Source organism: Acidovorax sp. SUPP2825 (assembly GCF_030158995.1).
Taxonomy (GTDB): Bacteria; Pseudomonadota; Gammaproteobacteria; order Burkholderiales; family Burkholderiaceae_C; genus Paracidovorax.
The window spans coordinates 1-21,913 of record NZ_BQXK01000035.1 but is presented as its reverse complement, the minus strand read 5'-3'; the positions used below and the strand labels follow the sequence as shown (position 1 = coordinate 21,913).

Below are 21,913 nucleotides of genomic sequence, written 5' to 3'. Positions count from 1 at the left end.
CTTGTGTTGGCGCGAGGCCTCAGCGAACAGGTCGAACTTCAGGGCGCTACGGGGAGTGATCATGGCAAAGGATGGAGCACGCGTTCTCGATCAACAAGGGACCGGATGGGTTTTGAGAGGTTCCCATCAGGGTGGTTATAAATCTCATTTGAAAATTTACTACCTCCTTCTCCTGCATTGAATTTACTTTTACCGACTTGCGATGAACCGTATGCATGCCCGCCAGCCTGGGGGTTCGGGTGATAACCAGCCTCGTGCAAATAGGATTCAGGAGTGAAATTGGGTTTCGGTGGTGATTTCGCGAACCACCCTTGTGCGTCAATCCATTGGCCACTGCTATTTTTCTTAGTTGCAGGCCCACAAGCTAATCCCCAAGGATCAATCCAGCTAACAGGATTCGGCGCATAACTGTGCAGATTGCGCCCCCCCGCCAACCCAATCGGATCAGGCGTCGTGAACGCACCCAGGTCTGGGTCGTAATACCGGAACGTGCTGTAGTGCAACCCCGTTTCCCGATCCAGGTACTGCCCTTGCATCCTCAAGTTCTGCGGCGCCGCCGCCGTTTGCTGACTCGCCCGCGCCCAGCTTTCGGCAGCCGGCGCTCCGACCGGGCGGCCCACGGAATCGAACGCCTGCCATTCCCGCGATCGCGCTGCCCCAGGCCCTGTATTGCGCACGCCACACAAGATTGCCGTTTCGATCCGACATCTCTTCCGGCAAGCCATTGGCCTGGGTATGGAAGTAATAAATCCGAGCGCCCGGTGCCGCTGATCGCTCGTTGACGTTTATTGCTCCTGCCAGCGATGGCGTTGGCGGGCTGTTCTCCATTACCACTGGTTGCGGTTGCGCGGCCTGGGCCTTGTCCAGCGCTGCCAGCTTGCGTGCCAACCCGCCCACCGGCCCGGCGACCGCGTGGTGCGCATCCGCCCACTCGCCATTGGTGGTCGGCACGGAGTGTTCCTTGCCCCGCGCAGTGTCCACGTCGCCCAGGGCCAGCGCGGACGCGGGGTGTTCCGGCTCCAGCGCGCCCTGGCCGTCGATGCGCGCCAGGGGCGTGTAGCTGCCCGGCTCGTAAACGTAGCTGCTGCATTGCCCACCCCGCCGCTCCTGCAGCAGGCGCAGGCCTTCCACGTGAAGGTGGTCTCGCCGAAGGCGTCGGCCTTGGCGATGCGCCGGCCTAAAGCTATGCGATGTTGCTCGTGTTTTTTGATAAAAAACTTTTAAGCCTCAATACCATGAGGATTTTAAAAATTCATGCATCTTTATAACCACTTATACCATTTATCATCAAGAACTCAGCTTTTATCAAAGCCTCAAATCCATCACCTATCCCATGAACAGATATTAACGAAGATTCTTTTTTTATCTTTAGATTAATTTTTGCATTAGTTATCACTCCAGATAATTTTATATCGCAAACAGATATCGCCAAGAGAACTATTTGAACCTTATTCGCTCCCGCCGCCACCCATTTTTTCGGCGGTCGAGTTGGAAATTCCGCAAGATCAAACCTCAATGAGACTCTTGGACCGTCTCTATGAATTATTAGTTCGTGGATCTCTACGTTTTCCAAAACAGGTAAAACATCATCAAATATCTTCTTAACAGAAGCAGAACCATCCGTAAGTATCTCAGTCCAATGTTCCATTTTTTACCAAGAATAATGATCTTGAGTTCCTGGCACTGCGCCAGTTCGAGTATTTTCAGGCGGCCGAACATTAAAGTGTGGTCCTTGATCCCCAACACCGCCTTGACCAAATTGATGCCCAGCAGAATGGTCTTGAATAACCACCTTACTGCCATCAGGACGTGTATATGTATACTCCCGTGTCATAAGCGGTTTTCCATCCGCTCCTAAAATAGATTTCCCATTCCGATCTGTCATTGGAATTTTATTAACGGCATCTGGATGCTGTGAACGAGGGATGCCCAAGTCACGCTTAGCTTCATTCAAGGCAGCATTTCTTCCGCGGGAAGCCTCTTGAGCTCTCTGAGCACACCAACCCCAAGGGTCCACCCACGCAATCGGATTTGTTGCATAGCGATGCAGATTAGTACCACCCGCCAATCCAATCGGATCAGGCGTCGTGAACGTACCCAGGTCCGGGTCGTAGTACCGGAACGTGTTGTAGTGCAGCCCCGTTTCCCGGTCCAGGTACTGCCCCTGCATCCTCAGGTTCTGCGGTGCCGCCGCCATCTGCTGGCTGGCCCGGGCCCAGCCTTCCGCCACCGGGGCGCCCACTGGCCGGCCGGCGGCATCGAATGCCTGCCACTCCTCCGCCACCGCGCTGCCCCACGCCCGGTACTGGGCGCGCCACACCAGATTGCCGTTTCGGTCCGACATCTCCTCCGGCAGGCCGTTGGCCTGGGTGTGGAAGTAGTAGATGCGTGCCGGCGCGGACTCCGCCTGGGCCGGTGCCGGATCAGCGGGACCATGCTGGTCGGCGGCCCGGCGCTCTGGGCCCTCCTGCGCCGCCAGCATGCGTGCCAGTCCGCCCACCGGCCCGGCGACCGCGTGGTGCGCATCCGCCCACTCGCCATTGGTGGTCGGCACGGAGTTTTCCTTGCCCCGCGCAGTGTCCACGTCGCCCAGGGCCAGCGCGGACGCGGGGTGTTCCGGCTCCAGCGCGCCCTGGCCGTCGATGCGCGCCAGGGGCGTGTAGCTGCCCGGCTCGTAGACGTAGCTGCTGCATTGCCCGCCCCGGCGCTCCTGCAGCAGGCGCAGGCCTTCCCACGTGAAGGTGGTCTCGCCGAAGGCGTCGGCCTTGGCGATGCGCCGGCCCAGCGCGTCGTAGCGGTAGCGGAAGACCTGGCTCACCGGCTCGCCGTTTTGGCCCGCGCGCACCACGGCCGCCTGCGTCATGCGGTGCTGCGCGTCGTAGCGAAAGTGCTGCTCGGTGTGCGCGCCGATGCGCTTTCTCACCAGCCGGCCGAAGCCATCGTAGTCGAAGCGCTTGTCCTGCAGCACCTTCACCCGGTTGTTGCGCACCCAGCCCCGGCCGGCGCCGTCCATCGCCTGGGCCCGGTCGGCGACGCGGTTGCCGGCAGGGTCGTAGTGGAAGACTTCGTTCAGCACGGCGGCGGCGCCTTCGCCCGCCGCGCCCTGGTCGGAAGGCGCCAGGGCGGACGGCAGGCCGGCGTGCACCGCCGAGAGCAGCCGGCCGACCGGGTCGTAGCGGTATTCGGTCTCGCCATGGCGGCTGTGCCGCGCCCGCGCCAGTTCGCCCGCACTGTCGTACTCCCACTGCTTGAGCAGGCTGTCGGTGGCGGCGGGGCGCTGCAGGCGCTGGGTCCAGGCGGCGCTTTGGCCGGCGGCGCGGCCGGGGGCCCATGCGCCGGTCACCCGCAGGGCGGCGGACTGGGTCCACTGCGCACTTCGCCGCCCCAGGGCGTCGTAGGCGTAGCGGCTGGCCAGGCGGCCCTGGGTGCGCAGCACTTCCCGGTGCAGGTCGTCGCGCTCGATGTCGGCCACGACCACGCCATCCAAGTGGATCTGGTGCAGGTGTCCGCTGCCGTAGTACAGGTGGTGCAGCGTGCGCCCATCGGGCAGGCCCGTCTCGGTGCGGTTGCCCAGGGCATCGTGGGCATGGCGCAGCTCGGTGCGCTCGCCGGTGGCGGCGTCGGTCGCGGCCTCCTTCACCACATCGCCGAGGGCGTTGTAGGCGTACTCCAGCGTGTGGACCGGGGCCTGCGTTTCAGCGTCCAGCATCTGCGCGCGTACCAGCCGGTGCAGTGGGTCGTAGGCAAAGCGCTGCAGCAGGGCGCCGCCCGGCGCGCCCTCGCCGGAGGGAAGGATCTGCTTTTCCTGCAGGCGCCCGAGCGCATCGCGCCGGTAGAGCGTGCGGATGGGCGAGACCGGCACATGCCCGGCAATGCCCTGCAGGCGCACGTCGTCCTCGCCCGGGTGTTCCACCAAGGCCACCACGCGGCCGGCGGGGTCGTAGTCGAGGGCGTGGCGGCTGCCATCGGGTCGGCGCTCTTCCAGCAGGCGGTCGGCGGTGTCGTAGACGAACTCATAGCTGGCGTGGTTCTCGTTGACCAGCGTGGCCAGGCGGTGCGCCGCGTCGTAGCCCAGGTGGATGGCGCGCCCGTTCGGGGCCTGCAGGGTCAGCAGCTGGCCATGCAGGTTGTACTGGTAGCGGGTCGCACGCTGGCTCGAATCGCTGGTGGAGGCCAGCCGGCCGGCCGCGTCGTAGCCGTAGTTCTGCACGCTGCCATCGGGGTGCTGCACGCTCAGCAGGCGGCCCAGCGGGTCGTGGATGTACTGGGTGGATTGGCCCAGGGCATCGGTGCGCACCCGCAGATGGCCGTTGGCGTCGTATTCGAATCGGGTGGTCTTGCCCGAGCAGTCGGTGTGGCTGGCCAGCAGGGCCTGCGGCGTCCAGCGCCATTGCTGGCGGCCTCCGTTGGCATCGGTGGTGAGCACGGGCAGGCCGCGCGCGTCGTACACGGTGGCCTCCCGGTAGCGGGCGTCGGCCGGGGTGCCCGAAGGGTCTTGATCCGGCGCGAGCGGCGGGCCCAGCACTTCGGTGCAGTTGCCGCGTTCGTCGTATTCGTAGTGCCAGCGCGAACCGTCCACAGCCGTCGTGGCGCGCACGCGCTGCAGGCGTTCGTGCCAGTCGATGCGCGCGCTCTGGCCCAGCGGGTCGGTGGCGTGCACGAGGTTGCCCAGGCGGTCGTAGTCGAAGGTGAAGCGGCTGCCATCCGCCCGCGTCCAGGCCCGCAATTGCCACTGGCCGTTCCATTCCATGCGCTGGATGTGGCCCAGGGGGTCTTCGTAGCGGGTGACGTTCTGGTCCACGTCATGGTCGAAGAGCTGCACGCGCCCCAGATGGTCGGTGACCCGCGTGCGGCGATCGCCCTGCGCTTCGCCGGGCAGGTCGTATTCGAAGGTCCAGCTGGTTGCCGGCAGGCCGCCGCCCGCATCGTCGAGCCAGTGGCGCAGCACGCGGCCTTGAGGCCCTGGCCGGTCCCACTGGTAGTGCGCGACCAGTCCGCTTTCGAAGGTCTGGGCCACCATCGTGTGCTGTGCCCATTCGAAGCGGCGCACCGTGCGGCCGGTGCGGTCGGTCACCTGGACCAGGTCGCCTTCGGCGCTGTAGCGGTATTCGACCAGGGTGCCAGGCGGCCCGCCCGCGGTGAGGTCGATGCGCAACAGGCGCGGCCCGCTCGCGGCCACCGCGTCCGGGGTGTAATGCAGCGCGAGCCGGTGGCCGCTGGTGTCGGTGATGTGGCGCACCAGGCCCTGGGCGTCGCGGTGGTAATCGATGGCGTTGTGGTTCAGGTCGGCCCATTGCAGCAGGGACAGGCGCTCGCCATTGGCCTGGCTCCGGCGCGCGCCGAAGGTGTAGACCCAGCCCACCGAGGGCATGCCGATGTAGTAGACCCCGCCTTCGCTGCGGCTCAGCTGCAGGCCCTCGGGCACGCTGAACATCTGCCCGCCCGGCGGCAGGTCGTCAAAGGGAATGCCGCGACCCTGCTCGTCGATGTAATGGGCCTTGCCATCCTGGAACACCAGCTCCACGCTGAACGGCAGGCTCCAGCCCGTTCCCAGCACGCCGGTGCGCGCGTCGGTGGAGGCATAGGTGCGCTGCCACACGATGGGCAGCGCGCCGCTCAACGCGAAGTCGGTGTCGTCGTCGCCCAGCAGCACCTTGGCCCCGGTGACGGCGTGCACGGGCTTGCCCTGCAGCAGGTTGCCCAGGGCGGTGCCGGCGCTGTTGCCCGCGCCCTTCGCCGCGCCCTGCCCGCCATCGAACGATGGCATGACTTCGCCCAGCACCTTGGCGCCGACCACCCCCATGCCCACGGCGATGCCGAAGCACTTGATGCCGGCTTTCAGGGCGCCCGCGGCCCCGCCCAGGATGCCTGCCCAGAACCGGGCCTTGGCCGCCAGCTCTCGGTCGGAATCCGGGATTTCCTGCGCCCGGAAATTGGCCACGGGCACCGACTCGCCGCCGAAGTTGACGTCCTCCGAGCCCTTGCTGATCTTGGCCTCGCAGTCCACATAGTCGCCCTCGCGGCCAGCGCGGAAGGTGTCGATGAAGATGTTCTCGCTGCCGAAGTTGACGAGGCTGGGCGGCATGCTGTGCTTGTCGCACATGGCCACGTCCAGCCCTGCCCGGATGGCGGGCAGCTTGTTGATGAAGACCGTGGCCGACCCCGTCGCGGTGAGCGTCCCGCAGTCGGAGCTGAAACTTCGCCCCAGCGCCTCCCCGAACGACTGGTAAAAATCGCCCACCAGGCTGAACATGTGGCTGACCACCATGGTGCCCGCGAACACCGCCAAGCCGATCAGCACGCCCGCCACGGTACCGAGCCCCGGACAGGCGATGGTGCCCACGGCCGCGCCGATCGCCACCGCCGCCCCGAACTCGATCGCCACCGCCGTGGCCGCCCCCGCCGCATGGCCCTCTCGGGCATAGGTGTGGGCGATGGGATCGTGCAGGCGGGCGGCTTTGGGCATGGAACGCGGAAGGGTGGTACGCCGGTGGGCGGGTTTAAGAGGCCGTGCGGTCTGTCGCGATGGCGGCGTGGAGCCTTGGGGCGTGCCTTACTGCGGCCGCACGCGCACGCTTTGCAGGATGGACGCCCACTGCGCTTCGTGGTGCGGTTTCCAGGGCGCCGCATGGGTGCCGGTGAGCACCAGCGCCTTGCGCTCGGGCAGCTCGATCAGCACGATGCGCTGGTAAAGCGTGTGACCTTGCTTGCTGTACGAGACCGAGGCACCCACGGCGTTGGGGGCAGCGGTTTCGTTGGCCGGCGGCTCACCGGCAGGGCCGTGCAGCGGCAGGCGCGCCCGGCTCATGTCGAGCTGCTTGTAGCTCTTGCCCACGGTGGACAGCGCACGCAGTTGCTCCTGCAGCAGCGCCTCGATCCCGCTGCCTTCGTCGAAGTAGTCTCGGGTGACGACCACGTTGAACGGCAGCGCCGGGTCCCCGAAGATGAGCACGTTCACGCTGCGGTCGATGAAGCCGTCGGAGGGCAGCTCGAACGCCGCCTCCTGGATGTGGTATTGCATGGATGAATTCCTAGGCTGCTGCCGGCGATGCCGGTGGGTCAGCAGTTCATGTTGATGGGCTTGCCGAATTCGTCGAGGCTTTCCGTGAAGCGCAGCAGGCCCTTGCGGACGCCGACGATCTCGATGTCGCCGTCCTTGGTGAGCTTGATGTACGCCTTGCCCTTGCCGCACACCAGGGTGATGCTGTCGGCCGCCTCCAGGCGGATGTGCTGCCCGGCATCGACCAGCACCGAATCCTGCGTGGCCTTGATGTTGACGTTCTCGTGGCCCAGCACGCTCGCATCGAGCGTCTTGGACGCCATGGTGATGTTCTGGTTGGCCGTGAGGTTCATGTGGCCGGCCTGCGCCTCGGAGGCCACGTCGCCTTGGGTCACCGTGTTGCGCTGCCCGCCCTGGGAGACGTGGGTGAGCATGCCGCCCTTGGCCAGCTGGGTGAGCTGCGCGCCGCTCGATACCGTGATGTGCTGCGTGGCGTGCATCGAAGCGCTCTGCCCGGAGCTGATCACGATGGGCTTGGGGCTGATCATCGAATGCCCCTCGGGACTGACGATGGACACGATGGGTTTGGTGATGTCCTTGGACAGCTCGCGCAGCGCCTGCGACTGCGGCATGGCGGGGTCGGTGTTGGTCGGCATGCTGACCTCGGGCCCGCCCCCTCCACCGCCGTCCCCGCCGGCATCGGCAAAGGCGGCGACGGCCGCGGCGGCCTTCGCCAGGGACGACGCCCCGGCCTGGCCGCCGACCATGGAGGCCACTCCGGCGCCCAGGGCCATCATGTGCGAGGTCTTGAGGCCGTTGATGGCGCCGATGGCCGAGTCCATGGCCTTCACGGCGCTTCCGGCCTCTTTCATCAGCGCCGCGGTTCCGGCCAGCCCGCTGCCCAACTGATCGAACCCATCCGGGTTGTTGCTCGCCACCTTGGAGGTGAAGTCCTGCGGGTACGTGGTGATCAGCAGCCCTTTGTCCGCCCGGATCGACCCCCACAGGTCCGTGCGCAGCTCGAACCCGTACCCGCGCTGCGAGCCGCTGCCCTGGTGCATCAGGTACCCCATGTTCAGGTACGTGTTGCCGTAGGTGTTGGACAGCTCCAGGTGCTCGATGCCCTTCTTGTCCTCAAAGCGCAGCATGCTCGCCCCGCCCCCGCCCTTGCTCCAGTTCGTGAGCGTGCCCGACTGCGTCTTGTTGTCCGGCAGCTTCCACGGCGGCATCTGGATGCCGTTGTAGACCCGCCCGGTGATGATGGGGTAGTCCGGATCACCATTGAGGAAGTCCACGATGACTTCCTGCCCGATGCGCGGGATGTGGATGCTGCCGTAGTTCAGGCCCGCCCAGGGGTGCGACACCCGCACCCAGCAGCTGGAGTTCTCGTCCATGGCTCCGATGCGGTCCCAGTGGAACTGCACCTTCACCCGGCCGTACTGGTCGGTCCAGATCTCCTCGCCCGGCGGGCCCACCACCACCGCGGTCTGCGGACCGGTGGTCTTGGGCTTCGGGGTGGTGCGCGCGGGCGTGTAGGGCAGGCTGGTGGGCTGGGCCTGCAGGGTGAACTTCTGGAACGAGCCCTCTTCCTGCGGCGTGCCCTTGGTGCCCGGCGCCACGGCGCTGACCTGGGGGTTTTCCTTGAAGTGGTACTCCAGCCCGGTCAGCAGGTATTGCTGGTTCTGGTCCTCGCGCGGGTGGTTCTCCAGGGTGAAGGTGTAGCCGGGCGCCAGCGCCCGGTGGCGCGACTCGCCCCGCACGGTGCTGTGCCCGGTCAGACTCGATTGCAGCCGCGAGCGCGCGTAGTTCTCGCCGTCGCCGAACTCGGTGTACCCGCCCGGCCATTCGTAGATCTCGTGGCTGTCGTGCGCGTGCCCCGGCGGAGTCTGGCGCATGTTGGACAGGTCGGCCTTGGGTTTCTTGAAGTCGTAGTCGTCGTTGTAGTGCCGCCCGGGCTTGATCTCCTGCGCCAGCTGCCAGGCGTGGATGTTCTCCTTGTCGGCGACGGCGGCCTTCTCGGGCGGGTAGAACGGGATGACGGCGGCGCCCGCGAGCGGGCTGTGCGAGGCGACGATGTCGTCGGCCAGGGTGAGCACGTGCTGGCCGGCGCTGTGCTCGTGGAAGTAGTAGATGCCCTCGTGCTCCATCAGGCGCGAGACGAAGGCGCAGTCGGTCTCGTTGTACTGCACGCAGTAGTCCCAGGTGCGGTAGCTCTGGGTGAGCTTGCGCTGCAGCGGGTAGCCGTATTTGCCGAGCACCTCTTCGATGATGTCGGGCACGGTCTTGTTCTGAAAGATCTTGAAGTCGCTTTGCCGCGTAGCCAGCCACAGCCAGGGGCTCAGGCGGGCCTTGTAGGTGTAGAAGCGGTGGTCCTGGCCCTGCAGCCCGAAGCGGGTGACGATGCCATCCAGGTAGCGCGTGCCGCCCCCTTCGGTCTCCACCACGATGGTGGCGCTCTTGCCCAGCAGGGCCTTGGGGTCGATGGATTTGCTTTCGCTCAGCAGGTCCACGTCCAAGGAGAACAGCTCGGAGAGCGCTTCTTTGCCCTGCAGCTGGCGAAACTGCAACTGCTCGCCCAGGGGCGTCTGGATGGTGACTCGGCGTGTCATGGGTGCAGCGGCCGCGAAGGGCCGTTGGGTCGGATTGGAATGGGCCGAATGATAGTGCGCGGCTGAGCGCATCCCACCCCCCGGAAATCCCCCCGCCAGCGGGAAAATGCCTCTAGATGTAACCAATTGCGGCTGTTTCGGCCGCAACGCACACGAAATCACACAGACCGCCGCCCCATCTCCAGGCCCATGGGGCACCGCCCGGCGGCCACCGGGCCTCCCCCGCAGTCACCCCCGCACGCCCCCGGCCAGGGCCGCCGCCTGCTGCTGGAACACGCGCCAGAACGCCGCGTCCTGCGTGGTGGTGAAGTTGATGCGCATGAGCGTGCACGGCTGGCGGCTGGCGTGGAACAGCGCGCCCGGCGCGAGCAGGTAGCCCTCGTCCAGCATGCGCTGGGCCAGCACGTCGGTGTCCACGCCCGTCTCGACCCAGCCGAACATGCCGGCCGGCTCGGCCGCGAAGGTGCAGCCGGCCTCCAGCGCCAGCTGCACGCTGCGCGCCCGGGCCTGGGCCAGCCGCTGGCGCATGCGGTCGCTGTGCCGGCGCAGCATGCCCTGCTCGATGCACAGGGCCATGGCTTTTTCCAGCAGCGAGGGCGTGGTCAGCGTGGACAGCAGCTTGGTGTCCAGCAGCGGCTCCACCAGATCGGGCGGCGCGGCCAGGTAGCCGATGCGCCAGTTGGGCGCGAGGATCTTGGCGAAGCCGCTCACGTAGATGGTGCGCGCCAGGCCGTCCAGCACCGTGAGGCGCGTGGCGTGTTCCGGCGCGATGTGGCTGTAGGTGTCGTCTTCGACGATGTGAAAGCCGTGCCGCCCGGCCAGCTGCAGCACCTGGTGCGCGCTGCCTGGCGTGAGGCAGTAGCCGGTGGGGTTGTGGAACACGCTCACGCTCACGAAGAGCTTGGGGGCGTGCACCTCGCAGTAGCGCTCCATCACCGCGAGGTCGGGGCCCTGGGCGCCGCGCGGCACCGGCAGGATGCGCATGCCCAGTGCATCGAGCCGCGCGAACTCCACCGACCAGCCGGGTTCTTCCACCATCACGGTGTCGCCCGCCTTCAGCAGGGTGCGGCTCACGATGTCCAGCGCGTGCGTGGCGCCCATGGTGGTGATGACTTGGCTGGCCTGTGCGGGCACGCCGAAGCCCTGCAGGCGCCGGGCCAGCACCTCGCGCAGGGTGGGCTCGCCCATGGGGTCGCCGTACTGCAGCGAGCTGTCCTGCAGCGCCCGGCCGCTGGAGACCTTGCGCACCGCCGCGCCCATGAAGGTGTTTTCCAGCCAGTCGCGGGGGAACACGCCGGCCCCCGGCTGCGGGTGGCTGGAGGCCTGGTGGAACATGCCCCGGATCAGTGCCGTGGCGTTGACGCACGAGCCCGAGGGCAGCGGGGACAGCACGGGGGATGACTTGCGGTCGTTTGCTATTTTTTCTATAGCACCATGCCCTAGTGGAATATGTCCTTCAGGCATTTTTTGTGCGATATCGCGCACATAGAAGCCCCGCTGGCTGCGGGCCTCCACCAGGCCCTGCGCGAGGAGCTGGTCGTAGGCGGCCACCACCGTGTACGCGCTCACGCCCTGCAGCCGAGCGCATTCGCGCACCGAAGGCAGCCGCGCACCGGCAGGCAGTAGCCGGGCCCGGATGCGTTCGGCGAAGCGCTCGGCCAGTTGCTCGGTCAGGGATCGGCGGGCGGTGCGGGTCAGCATGGCGGGGGGCTCCTTCACTGTGCTGATGCAAACACCAATACAGATCATGAAATTGTCGAAATAACTGTATTGCAACTGTAATGGAATCTGCTCCTACATTGGAAGCCACAACCCCTGCAACACCCCATGCCCTTCGTCGAATTCACCGCCCTGCTGGCGCTGGCCACCGCCATGAGCTTCAGCCCCGGCCCCAACACCACGCTGGCCACGGCGATCGCCGCCAACCGCGGCCTGCGCCACGCGATGCGCTTCGTCTGGGCGGTGCCCCTGGGCTGGAGCGCCCTGCTGCTGGTGTGCGCGGGCGGTGTCGGCGCGCTGGTGATGGCGGTGCCGGCGGTGCGCCTGGGCATCAAGGTGCTGGGCATCGGCTACCTGCTGTGGCTGGCCTTCAAGCTGAGCCGCAGCGCCCAACTGGGCCAGGCGCAGGCCGGGCGCATGGACGTGGGCTTCTGGCAGGGCGCGGCGATGCAGTTCGTCAACATCAAGGCCTGGCTGCTGGCGCTGACCATCGTGGCCGGCTGGATCGCCGGGCGCGACGATGCCCTGGCGCGGCTGGGCGTGGTGCTGCCGGTGATGGTGGTGTTCGCCTTCTCCAGCAACCTGGTGTATGCCGCCACGGGCGCGCTGCTGCGCCACTGGCTCGCCCAGGGCACGCGGCTGCTGTGGTTCAACCGCGCCATGGCGCTGGTGCTCGCGCTCACCGCCGCCTGGATGGTGAACGCATGACCGCCCGCCCCCACCGCCGCACCCTTTGTTTCACCGGACCCCGCCCATGACGCACCCCGCCACCTCGCCGAGCGCCCCCGGCGCCCCCACGGCCCCGGCCACCGGCTGGCAGTCGCCCGAAACGCGCGGCCTGCTGTGGGGCCTGCTGGGCGTCACCATCTTTGCCTTCACCCTGCCCATGACGCGGCTGGCCGTGGGCACGCCCGAGGCGCCGCAGATGTCCGGCGTCTTCATGGCCATGGGCCGGGCGGCGATCGCGGGGGTGCTGTCGGCGCTGCTGCTGTGGGCGCGCCGCGCGCCCTGGCCGCGGCCCGAGGACTGGCGGCCACTGGTTTTTACCGCGCTGGGCGTGGTGTTCGGGTTTCCGCTGCTCACCTCGCTGGCCATGCGCCACGTGGGCGCGGTGCATGCCAGCGTGATCATCGGCATGCTGCCGCTGGCCACGGCCGGCGTGGGCGCGCTGCTGCACCGCCAGCGCCCGTCGCCGCGCTTTTGGCTGTGCGCGCTGCTGGGCACGGCGATGGTGGTGGCGTTCGCGGTGCTGCGCTCGGGCAGCGCAGGCCTGTCGCTGCACCCGGCCGACCTGCTGCTGTTCGCGGCCGTGCTGTGCGCCGCCGTGGGCTACGGCTACGGCGCGCGGCTGTCGCAGCGCATGCCTTCGGGCTCGGTGATCTGCTGGGCGCTGGTCATCTCGCTGCCCGCCACGCTGCCGCTGGGGGCCTGGTCGTGGCCCACGGCGCCCATGCCGGCATCGGCCTGGGGCGCGCTGGCCTATGTGTCAGTGTTTTCGATGTGGCTGGGGTTTTTCGCGTGGTACCGGGGCCTGGCGCTCGGCGGCACCGTGCGCGTGAGCCAGGTGCAGCTGGTGCAGCCGTTCCTGGGCATGCTGTTTTCGGTGCCGCTGCTGGGCGAATCACTCGATGCGGTCAGCCTGGGCTTCGGCATCGCAGTGATGGCCACGGTGGTGGTCGGCCGACGCGCCCCGGTGCGACAAGGCCCCGCCAGGAACCCCCAACCCGCCGCGATGCGCGGTTAAGCTCTTTCCCCGGCGGGCCCACCCGCATGCCCGCCACCCGCCGCACAACGGCTTCCTCAACGACGACCCCGGCGCCCCGGAGAACAAGCGCCCCCTGGAGATGCACTCAATGACGAACTGGACCCTGGCCGCACGCGCCGCGAAGATGAACCCCTCGGTGATCCGCGAGATCCTGAAAGTGACCGAGAAGCCCGGCATCATCAGCCTGGCGGGCGGACTGCCCTCCCCCAAGACCTTCCCCATCGACGACTTCGCCAAGGCCTGCAGCGCCGTGCTGTCGCAGGACGGCCAGTCGGCCCTGCAATACGCCGCGAGCGAGGGCTACCAGCCGCTGCGCCAGGCGGTCGCCGACTTCCTGCCGTGGGACGTGAGCGTCGATCAGGTGCTGATCACCACCGGATCGCAGCAGGGCCTGGACCTCGTGGCCAAGGTGCTGATCGACGCCGGCAGCCGCATTCTGGTGGAAACGCCCACCTACCTCGGCGCGATCCAGGCCTTCGCGCCCATGGAGCCCGAAGTGGTCAGCGTGGCCAGCGACGACGAAGGCGTGCAGATCGATGACCTGGCCACCAAGGCCGGCAGCGGTGCCGACAAGGCGCGCTTCTTGTACGTGCTGCCCAATTTCCAGAACCCCACCGGCCGCACCATGAGCGAGGCGCGCCGCGCTGCGCTGGTGGCCAAGGCCGCCGAGCTGAACCTGCCGCTGATCGAGGACAACCCCTACGGCGACCTGTGGTTCGACCAGCCCCCGCCCGCACCGCTGACCGCGCGCAACCCGGAAGGCTGCATCTACCTGGGCTCGTTCTCCAAGGTGCTCGCCCCCGGCCTGCGCCTGGGCTTCATCGTGGCGCCCAAGGCCGTGTTCCCCAAGCTGCTGCAGGCCAAGCAGGCGGCCGACCTGCACAGCCCGGGGTTCAACCAGCGCATGGTGCACGAGGTCATGAAGGACGGCTTCCTGGGCCGCCACGTGCCCACCATCCGTGCGCTGTACAAGCAGCAGCGCGACGCCATGCTGGAGGCGCTCACGCGCGAGATGGCCGGCCTGGACGTGCACTGGAACAAGCCCGACGGCGGCATGTTCCTATGGGTGCGCCTGCCCGAAGGCATGAGCGCCATCGACCTGCTGCCCGAGGCCGTGGACCGCAACGTGGCCTTCGTGCCGGGCGCGGCCTTCTATGCCGACAACGCCGACCCGCGCACGCTGCGACTGTCGTTCGTGACGGCCAGCGCCGCGCAGATCAACACCGGCGTGGGCGCGCTGGCCGCGGCCATCCGGGCGCGCGTCGCCCAGAAGGCCTGACGCATGCTGCGGCTCTGGGGACGGCTGTCGTCCATCAACGTGCGCAAGGTCGTGTGGACCGTGCAGGAGCTGGGCCTGGAGCTGCAGCGCACCGACGCGGGCGGGCAGTTCGGCATCGTGTGCGAGCCGCAGTTCCTGCGGCTCAACCCGAACGGCATGGTGCCGCTCATCGAGGACGACGGCTTCACGCTGTGGGAGTCGAACGCCATCGTGCGCTACCTGTGCGCCAAGCACGCCAGCGGCACCCTCTACCCCGAGGACCTGCGCACGCGCTTCGTGGCCGAGCAGTGGATGGACTGGCAGCAGACCACGCTCAACCCCGCGGGGCGCGACGCGTTCCTGCAGTGGGTGCGCACGCCCGAGGCGCAGCGCGACCCGGCCGCCATCGCGCGGTCGGTGGCGGCCACCGAGCCGCTCCTGGACCGGCTGGAGGCGCACCTGGCGCAGCAGCCGTGCCTGGCCGGCGAGCGCTTCACCATGGCCGACATCGTGGTGGGCTGCGAGATCCACCGCTGGTGGGGCCTGCCGCAGGAGCGCGTTGCGCGCACCCACCTCGACGCCTGGTACCAGGGCCTGCTGTCGCGCCCCGGCGCACGCGGCGTGATCGACCAGCCGCTCGCCTGACCCCATCGCCCGCCATGCGCCAGCGCCCCTTCAAGCAGATCGACGTGTTCAGCCACCGCCCCGGCGACGGCAACCCGCTGGCCGTGGTGCTGGACGCGCAGGGCCTGGACGACGCCGACATGCGCCGCTTCGCCGCGTGGACCAACCTGTCGGAAACCAGCTTCCTGCTGCCGCCCACCGAGGCGGGCCGCACAGCGGGGGGCGACTACCGCGTGCGGATCTTCACGCCGCGCGGGGCCGAGCTGCCGTTCGCCGGGCACCCCACGCTCGGCACCTGCCACGCCTGGCTGGAGGCCGGCCACGTGCCGCGCGATGCCGGCCTGGTGGTGCAGGAGTCGGCCGGCGGGCTGGTGCGCATCCAGCGCAGCGGCGACCGGCTGGCGTTCGCCGCGCCGCCGCTGCGCCGCAGCGATGCCAGCCCCGCGCTGGTGCCGCTGATCGCCGGGGCCCTGGGCATCCGGCCGCAGCAGATCGAGGCTGCCCAGCTGCTGGACAACGGCCCGCGCTGGCTGGGCCTGGTGCTCGACAGCGCCGAGACGGTGCACCGCCTGCGGCCCGACCACGCCCGGCTCAAGGACCTGGGCCAGGATGTCGGCGTGATCCACGTCGGCGCCGACGCCCACGATGCCACGCAGCCCGGCGTGGTGGTGCGCGCCTTCGCCGCGCCCATGGGCAACCCCGAAGACCCGGTCACGGGCAGCCTGAACGCGAGCTTCGCGCAGTGGCTCATCGCCGAAGGCCGCGCGCCGCACAGCTACCTCGTGGCCCAGGGCGAGAGCCTGGGCCGGGCCGGCCGCGTGCACATCCGCCAGGACGCGCAGGGCCAGGTCTGGGTCGGCGGCCGCAGCCTCACCTGCATCGAGGGAACCGCCCGCCTATGAGTTGCGCCCCGCCCGCCACCGCACCGCCGCGCCAGATCCCCACCGGCTGACGCGCCGCCCCCTTTTTTGAATGGTCGATGGGTCCCGGCGCCAGCCGCGCCGCGCCGCCGCATGGGCGCGCGGCCCGAAACACCGGCCTGCCGACCCGCTTCCACCCCGTTTTCAATCACCCCCGGCCAACCGGCCGGCCTTTCCTTCCCCGCAAAGAGGCCCACACCATGCGCCAACGCCCTTTCAAGCAAGTCGATGTGTTCACCCAGCAGCCCTACCTGGGCAACCCGCTGGCTGTGGTGCTCGACGGCTCGGACCTGTCCACCGAGCAGATGCAGCACTTCACCAACTGGACCAACCTGTCCGAGGCCACCTTCCTGCTGCCGCCCACCGAGGCCGGCCGGGCCGCCGGCGCCGACTACCGCGTGCGCATCTTCTGCCCGGGCCGCGAGCTGCCGTTCGCGGGGCACCCCACGCTGGGCAGCTGCCACGCCTGGCTGGAGGCGGGCGGCCAGCCGCGCACCGAGGGCGAGGTGGTGCAGGAATGCGCGCTGGGCCTGATCACGCTGCGCCGCGACGGCGACCGGCTGGCCTTCGCCGCGCCGCCGCTGCTCAAGAGCGGGCCGCTGGCCGAAGAGGACGTGGCCCTGATCGCGCGCGGCCTGCGCATCGAGCGCAGCGACATCGTGGCGCATGCCTGGTGCGACAACGGCCCGAACTGGCGCGGCGTGATGCTCGCCAGCGCCGAACAGGTCCTGGCCCTGCAGCCCGACAGCGCCGTCCTCGGCCAGCTGGACATCGGCGTGGTGGGGCCGCGCGGCAAGGTGGGCGTGGTCGGCGCGCATGCCGACGAGGGCATCGCCTTCGAGGTGCGGGCGTTCTTTCCGGGCAACAACGGCCTGGCCGAAGACCCGGTGACGGGCAGTCTCAACGCCGCCCTGGCGCAGTGGCTCATCGGCGCGCACCTGGCACCGCCCAGCTACGTCGCCAGCCAGGGCACGGCAATGGGCCGCGCCGGGCGCGTGCACGTGCACCAGGACGGCGAGCGCATCTGGATCGGCGGCGGTTCGGTCACCTGCGTGAACGGCGAGGTGCGGCTGTGAACCTGCCCGACGCCTGCATCGACCATCTCGTGGTGATGGCCGACCGCCTGGACAGCGGCGTGGACTGGTGCCGCCGCACGCTGGGCGTGGTGCCGGCCATGGGGGGCGAACACCCGCTCATGGGCACGCACAACCGCCTGCTCAACCTCAGCGGCCCGGCGCACCCGCGCACCTACCTGGAAATCATCGCCATGAACCCCGCCGCCCCCGGGCCGGCGGCGGGCACGCGGCGCTGGTTCGACATGGACGACCCCGCGCTGCAGGCGCGTGTGGCGCGCGACGGTCCGCAGCTCATCCACTGGGTGGCCTCGGTGCGCGACGTGGCCGCCGCCCATGCGGCGCTGGCCGCGCGCGGGCTGGACCGGGGCGAGGTCGCCACCGCCAGCCGCCCCACGCCGCTGGGGCTGCTGCAGTGGCAGATCACCCTGCGGCCGGACGGCCAGCGCCTGCTGGGCGGCTGCCTGCCCACGCTGATCCAGTGGGGCGAGCGCCATCCCTGCTACAGCCTGCCCGCCGCCAGCGGCGTGCAGCTGCAGTCGCTGCGGCTGGAGCACCCCGAGGCGCCCGCGCTGGCCAGCGCCTGCGCCGCCCTCGGCCTGGGCACGCAGGTGACTGTGTCGCCCGGGGCCGCGCCGTGCCTGCAGGCCGTGCTGGCCACGCCCCGCGGCCCCGTCACCCTCGCATCGAAGGAGCCCGCCTAATGCTCCTCCTCACCTTCCAGGAAATCCTGCTGTTCGAGTTCGCCGCGCTGGTGCTCGTGCTCACGCCCGGGCCCAACAGGGTCTATTGCGTGTCCCGCAGCCTCACGCAGGGGCCGCGCGCAGGCCTGCTCGCGCTTCGCATCCTGTCCGAAAAGAAAGCCACCGCATGAACGCCCCCACCACCGCCATCGACGCCTTCGCTCCCGCATCGGCACCCGCCACGGACAGCGCCGGTTTGCACGCCATGGCCGCACTCCCCACGCTCGCCGACATCGAGGCAGCCGCACAGGTGGTCTACGCGGACTTCGCCCCCACGCCCCAGTACCGCTGGGCGCTGCTGAGCGAGCGGCTGGGCACCGAATGCTGGCTCAAGCACGAGAACCACACGCCCGTGGGCGCGTTCAAGATCCGCGGCGGGCTCACATACTTCGACCAGCTCGCCCGGCGCGGCGCGCTGCCGCGCGAGGTGGTCAGCGCCACGCGCGGCAACCACGGGCAGAGTATGGGCTGGGCCGCGCGCCGCCACGGCGTGGCCTGCACCATCGTCGTGCCGCGTGGCAACTCGGTGGAAAAGAACGCCGCCATGCGCGCCCTGGGCGTCACCTTGATCGAGCATGGCGACGACTTCCAGGAAGCGCGCGAACACGCCATCCAACTGGCGGCCGACCGCGGCGCGCACATGGTCCCCAGCTTCCATGCCGACCTGCTGCGCGGCGTCGCCACGTACTGGTGGGAATTCCTGCGCGCGGTGCCGCAGCTGGCGGTGGCCTATGTGCCCATCGGCCAGGGGTCGGGGGCGTGCTCGGCCATCGCGGCCAAGCGCGCGCTGGGCCACGGCGTGCGCATCGTCGGCGTGGTCAGCGCCCATGCCACCACGTATGCCGACTCCATCGCCGCCGGCCACGTGGTCGAGGCGCCCGTCACCACGCAGCTGGCGGACGGCATGGCCTGCCGCGTGGCCGATCCGGCCGCGCTCGCCATCCTGGCGCCGCACCTGGACCACGTGGTGAAGGTGACCGACGCCGAAGTGGCCGCCGCCATGCGCGCCCTGTTCACCGACACGCACAACGTCGCCGAAGGCGCGGGCGCCGCCGCGTTCGCCGCCGCGATGCAGGAACGCGGCTCGCTCGCCGGCCTGCCCGTCGGGCTGGCGCTCACGGGCGGCAACGTGGATGCAGCGATGTTCGCTGGCGTGCTGTGACGCAGCCGATCCCCCAGTCACCGGACGACACGAAGGGAGGAGGTATGAATCAGGGGGGATGTCGATAGGAAAGAACCTCCAGCACAATAAAGATGCCGGCGTATCGTTACTAAAAAATTAGCGTTTGGTTTTGAATTGCCCTGCGCCATACGGCTGGAAGCGAATGAAAAAGTCTGCCGTCACCAAAGCGCTCAAGACGGTGTCGCAATTTTTCTTTTTCAACGGCAGGGAAGAGGTTTGCAGAAATTGCAGCATGTTCGATTGCCGGCCTGTTGACAGGGCGCCTGCATCTGGTCGCAAAGAAAAGCCTGGAGAATCTGCGCGCGCGGCTACAACGTTGCAAATAAGCTGCACGAATCACTTCAAGTCGTGGTAACTTTCGGGACTTTTCCGAAAGTTAACTTTGAGCAAAATAATCCATCGACGCGCGCTATCTTTGGTGCTGGCGGCAATGGCGGCTCCCACGGTGCAGGCACAGATCACGGTGCAAGGGTGGACGGTTGGGAGTTGGGGATCGGATGGCAGAAGTTGCTACCCCTCCATCCAGGAAGCCTGCACCATTGGCGGGAATGGCCAATTGAGTCCATCACCGACGGCTGGTACGGGATATACCTGCCGGGAAATGGGCACGGAAGGCCCCTACTGGGCGGCCATCAATAAGTGCTACTACCAGCAATTTCCCACCTTGGTCGCTTTGTCGGGAGCATCGGAAACGCGCCCCGCCGCCAAGGGCGGTTCTTCCGAAATCACCTTGATTGCCAAGGTCACCAACAGCACCGCCGCCAAGTCCGGTGTGGCGCTCGGCTTTTCGGTCGATGTCACCCCCAATTCCGGCGGGCATGAACACCACGACGTGGCCCGGCCCAAAGGCTTGTTGAGCGCAACGCAGGGCGTCACGGATGCCAATGGCGAAGTCAAAATCGTCTTCAAAGCCCCCGAAGTGGCGGGGATTCATACGATCCAAGTCGCTTGCGCCGTTTGCTCCAACAGCCCGGTTTCCAAAGAGATACAGGTCAGGGTGCCAGACCTGCTGCCCATTTCTCCGAATCCACCCCAGAATGCAGATGGGACTTTCGTTTATGCATTGACCAGTGTGGATAAAACCCACCAAGGCAATGGGCGGTATCACCACAATCAGTACTATTTGACACAACAATCGTTGCAAAATCTGCTCGGTTTGATTGGCTCTTTTGCTGCCGAAGGTTGGGGCACTGTGGCATTGAACGATGCGAGCCTATTTTGGGGTGGCCGCTATGACATCACGTCCAACTGGCGCGGACCACATGCGGGGCATCGAGAAGGTCGTGAAATAGACATTTCTTTCACCCGCGCAAGAAATCCTGTTTCTATCGACAAGCAAAATAATCTCTACAAAAAATTTTGTGAAGCCAATGCAGCTGAAGTTCCTTTTTCAATACTTCATCACTACGCGTCGGCACCGCACTTCCATATATTTCTAGAGAAGCAGAAGGCCTGCTTCAAATCGGAGCACTGAACCATGAAATTTGCCCTTTTCGTTCGACCTATGCTAGCAGTTCCCTTGCTGTGCTTGGGTTTGGCCCATGCCCAAGACAGCGCCGTCTTCGACGCACAGAAAAACGCATGGAAGCTCTACTACCAAGACCCAGAAACTTCGCAGTGGGTGAATAAGACCTACATTCAACAGAATGCGATCAAACCAGGCATCAAGTCTGCCATACAAGCTAGCGGATCAGAGTATATATACCGTTATCGACTAAGCAACAGCCGCGAAGCAAAACAGGCAATCGATCTCTTCCGGATTTGGGGGATCCCACTGGTATATGCAATACCAAATTTACCAGCGGTGACGGCAAACGCAAAAACAGAAAATGACAGATGGACACAGCAATACTGGAATCAATTAATTTCCAAAAGAAATTTTGAAACCAAAATAATCAAGGCGCCCACAGGCTGGAGCGGTAACTTGCGCGTTGACGAGAATGTGGGTCAGACCAGTTTCGTCTGGACTCCTGGCTTGAAAGATACTGATCCGGATGGTATTTCTCCAGGAAAAACACAAGATGGCTTTGTCGTGACCCGTGTAGAACTGCCCGGCATGGCACGTGCAAAGCTGACGGGGGCCACCCCGGAGCCTTGGGGACTGGATAACCTGCCTGATACACCCTACTGGAGTCAGAAGATCGACGAAATTCAAGATTTGGATTACGTCCTGGTCCCCGTTCTGGCGCCAGTGATTCCAGTGCCGACGCCATATAGTGGGGCGGAACTGGCTCGCAGGCTAAAAACACACGTTCAGTCCTGGGTGAAATACGAGCACATCAATGCCGATGTGCTAACCAGACTCAACCGCCAGTTCGACGTTTTGATTCCCGCATTGGAAATGAACAACAAGCCAACAGCGCGTGCAGCTGTAGCGGCGATGCGTAAGGAATGCACCGATCCTCATCGCGATCTGGCGGATGCCAAGGCCGGCGAAGACGATGACGCACAAGCCTCGGTCGCGGTACCACGTACACCTGCACAACGCAGCACCACGCCCACTCCCGCATTTGATCGCCTAGCGGCCAGAGCGCTGATGTTCGACCTGCGTTACGTGATGGACCAGATGGATTCAGGGCGTTGAATAAGGGCATAGTCTCTGGAATATGCAATGAAAGTAATTAAATTTTTTCGGACACCGTTATTAGCCCAATTAATCTTTGTTGGCTTAGCGCACGCCCAAGACAATGCAATATTTGACCCACACAAAAACGTGTGGCGACTCTCCTTTCAAGACGCCGCATCCTCCAAATGGATCTATAAAACCTACGAAGCACGCACATCCATTCGACCGACTATTCGATCAAGCATTACAAGAAATGGCAAACAGCTATCTTACAAATACATCATCCGCAATCAGCGAGGCGCAAAACAAAATATCAGCATCATTAACGGGAACCTCTCAAAACCCATCCGGTCCCTTGTTGATCGAGAACGCGTGCTCCATCCTTTGCCATGATCACTCCCCGTAGCGCCCTGAAGTTCGACCTGTTCGCTGAGGCCTCGCGCCAACACAAGA

At 66.4% G+C, this 21,913-nt stretch carries 16 protein-coding genes and 2 pseudogenes; 11 read left to right on the top strand and 7 right to left on the bottom strand.

Annotated elements, in window-relative coordinates; genetic code table 11:
- Window positions 1–368: 368 nt before the first annotated feature.
- The 6 genes and pseudogenes from AVAK2825_RS24885 to AVAK2825_RS24020 form a co-directional block, all read right to left on the bottom strand.
- A pseudogene (locus AVAK2825_RS24885) lies at window positions 369–747 on the bottom strand (RHS repeat-associated core domain-containing protein); the annotation flags it as partial.
- Between the two features lie 505 nt (window positions 748–1,252).
- On the bottom strand, window positions 1,253–1,648 hold the full coding sequence (locus AVAK2825_RS24040; RefSeq protein ID WP_284403010.1) for an Imm50 family immunity protein: 396 nt from the start codon (window positions 1,646–1,648) through the stop codon (window positions 1,253–1,255).
- 3 nt (window positions 1,649–1,651) lie between these two features.
- A complete protein-coding gene (locus AVAK2825_RS24035; RefSeq protein WP_284403009.1) occupies window positions 1,652–6,466 on the bottom strand; it encodes an HNH/endonuclease VII fold putative polymorphic toxin in 4,815 nt (1,604 codons plus the stop codon).
- Between the two features lie 87 nt (window positions 6,467–6,553).
- Window positions 6,554–7,021, bottom strand: a complete 468-nt coding sequence (locus tag AVAK2825_RS24030; RefSeq protein WP_284403008.1) for a DcrB-related protein — start codon at window positions 7,019–7,021, stop codon at window positions 6,554–6,556.
- Between the two features lie 38 nt (window positions 7,022–7,059).
- Window positions 7,060–9,609, bottom strand: coding sequence for a type VI secretion system Vgr family protein (locus tag AVAK2825_RS24025; RefSeq protein WP_284403007.1), 2,550 nt, complete (start codon window positions 9,607–9,609; stop codon window positions 7,060–7,062).
- 228 nt (window positions 9,610–9,837) lie between these two features.
- Window positions 9,838–11,310, bottom strand: coding sequence for an aminotransferase-like domain-containing protein (locus AVAK2825_RS24020; protein ID WP_284403006.1), 1,473 nt, complete (start codon window positions 11,308–11,310; stop codon window positions 9,838–9,840).
- Window positions 11,311–11,436: 126 nt separating this feature from the next.
- Between AVAK2825_RS24020 and AVAK2825_RS24015 the strand changes: the two genes are divergently transcribed.
- The 9 genes and pseudogenes from AVAK2825_RS24015 (at window position 11,437) to AVAK2825_RS23975 (ending at window position 18,873) form a co-directional block, all read left to right on the top strand.
- Entirely contained in the window at window positions 11,437–12,036 is a 600-nt protein-coding gene (locus AVAK2825_RS24015; protein ID WP_284403005.1) for a LysE family translocator, read from the top strand.
- Between the two features lie 46 nt (window positions 12,037–12,082).
- The gene (locus tag AVAK2825_RS24010; RefSeq protein WP_284403004.1) at window positions 12,083–13,072 is read left to right on the top strand and encodes a DMT family transporter; all 990 of its coding nucleotides are present in this window, start codon (window positions 12,083–12,085) and stop codon (window positions 13,070–13,072) included.
- Window positions 13,073–13,181: 109 nt separating this feature from the next.
- Complete coding sequence (locus AVAK2825_RS24005) at window positions 13,182–14,372, top strand: aminotransferase-like domain-containing protein (protein WP_284403003.1); 1,191 nt, start codon at window positions 13,182–13,184, stop codon at window positions 14,370–14,372.
- Between the two features lie 3 nt (window positions 14,373–14,375).
- A complete protein-coding gene (locus tag AVAK2825_RS24000) occupies window positions 14,376–14,996 on the top strand; it encodes a glutathione S-transferase family protein (protein ID WP_284403002.1) in 621 nt (206 codons plus the stop codon).
- Between the two features lie 14 nt (window positions 14,997–15,010).
- Complete coding sequence (locus AVAK2825_RS23995) at window positions 15,011–15,877, top strand: PhzF family phenazine biosynthesis protein (protein WP_284403001.1); 867 nt, start codon at window positions 15,011–15,013, stop codon at window positions 15,875–15,877.
- Window positions 15,878–16,095: 218 nt separating this feature from the next.
- Window positions 16,096–16,971: a PhzF family phenazine biosynthesis protein gene (locus AVAK2825_RS23990; protein WP_284403000.1), complete on the top strand. Its 876-nt coding sequence runs from the start codon at window positions 16,096–16,098 to the stop codon at window positions 16,969–16,971.
- The gene (locus tag AVAK2825_RS23985; protein WP_284402999.1) at window positions 16,968–17,672 is read left to right on the top strand and encodes a VOC family protein; all 705 of its coding nucleotides are present in this window, start codon (window positions 16,968–16,970) and stop codon (window positions 17,670–17,672) included. The genes AVAK2825_RS23990 and AVAK2825_RS23985 overlap by 4 nt, the downstream gene beginning before the upstream one ends.
- Window positions 17,672–17,809 (top strand): annotated as a pseudogene (locus AVAK2825_RS23980) (LysE family translocator); the annotation flags it as partial. The gene AVAK2825_RS23985 and the pseudogene AVAK2825_RS23980, both read left to right, overlap by 1 nt.
- 107 nt (window positions 17,810–17,916) lie before the next feature.
- On the top strand, window positions 17,917–18,873 hold the full coding sequence (locus AVAK2825_RS23975; protein WP_272569560.1) for a threonine dehydratase: 957 nt from the start codon (window positions 17,917–17,919) through the stop codon (window positions 18,871–18,873).
- Window positions 18,874–18,990: 117 nt separating this feature from the next.
- Here the strand turns inward: AVAK2825_RS23975 and AVAK2825_RS23970 are convergent, their stop codons facing one another.
- The gene (locus tag AVAK2825_RS23970; RefSeq protein ID WP_284402997.1) at window positions 18,991–19,128 is read right to left on the bottom strand and encodes a hypothetical protein; all 138 of its coding nucleotides are present in this window, start codon (window positions 19,126–19,128) and stop codon (window positions 18,991–18,993) included.
- Window positions 19,129–19,276: 148 nt separating this feature from the next.
- On the opposite strand from AVAK2825_RS23970, the gene AVAK2825_RS23965 reads away from it, so the two are divergent.
- Together AVAK2825_RS23965 and AVAK2825_RS23960 are read left to right on the top strand one after the other, a co-directional pair.
- Window positions 19,277–20,368: a hypothetical protein gene (locus AVAK2825_RS23965; RefSeq protein WP_284402996.1), complete on the top strand. Its 1,092-nt coding sequence runs from the start codon at window positions 19,277–19,279 to the stop codon at window positions 20,366–20,368.
- 3 nt (window positions 20,369–20,371) lie between these two features.
- On the top strand, window positions 20,372–21,478 hold the full coding sequence (locus AVAK2825_RS23960) for a hypothetical protein (RefSeq protein WP_284402995.1): 1,107 nt from the start codon (window positions 20,372–20,374) through the stop codon (window positions 21,476–21,478).
- The last annotated feature ends 435 nt before the right edge of the window (window positions 21,479–21,913 follow it).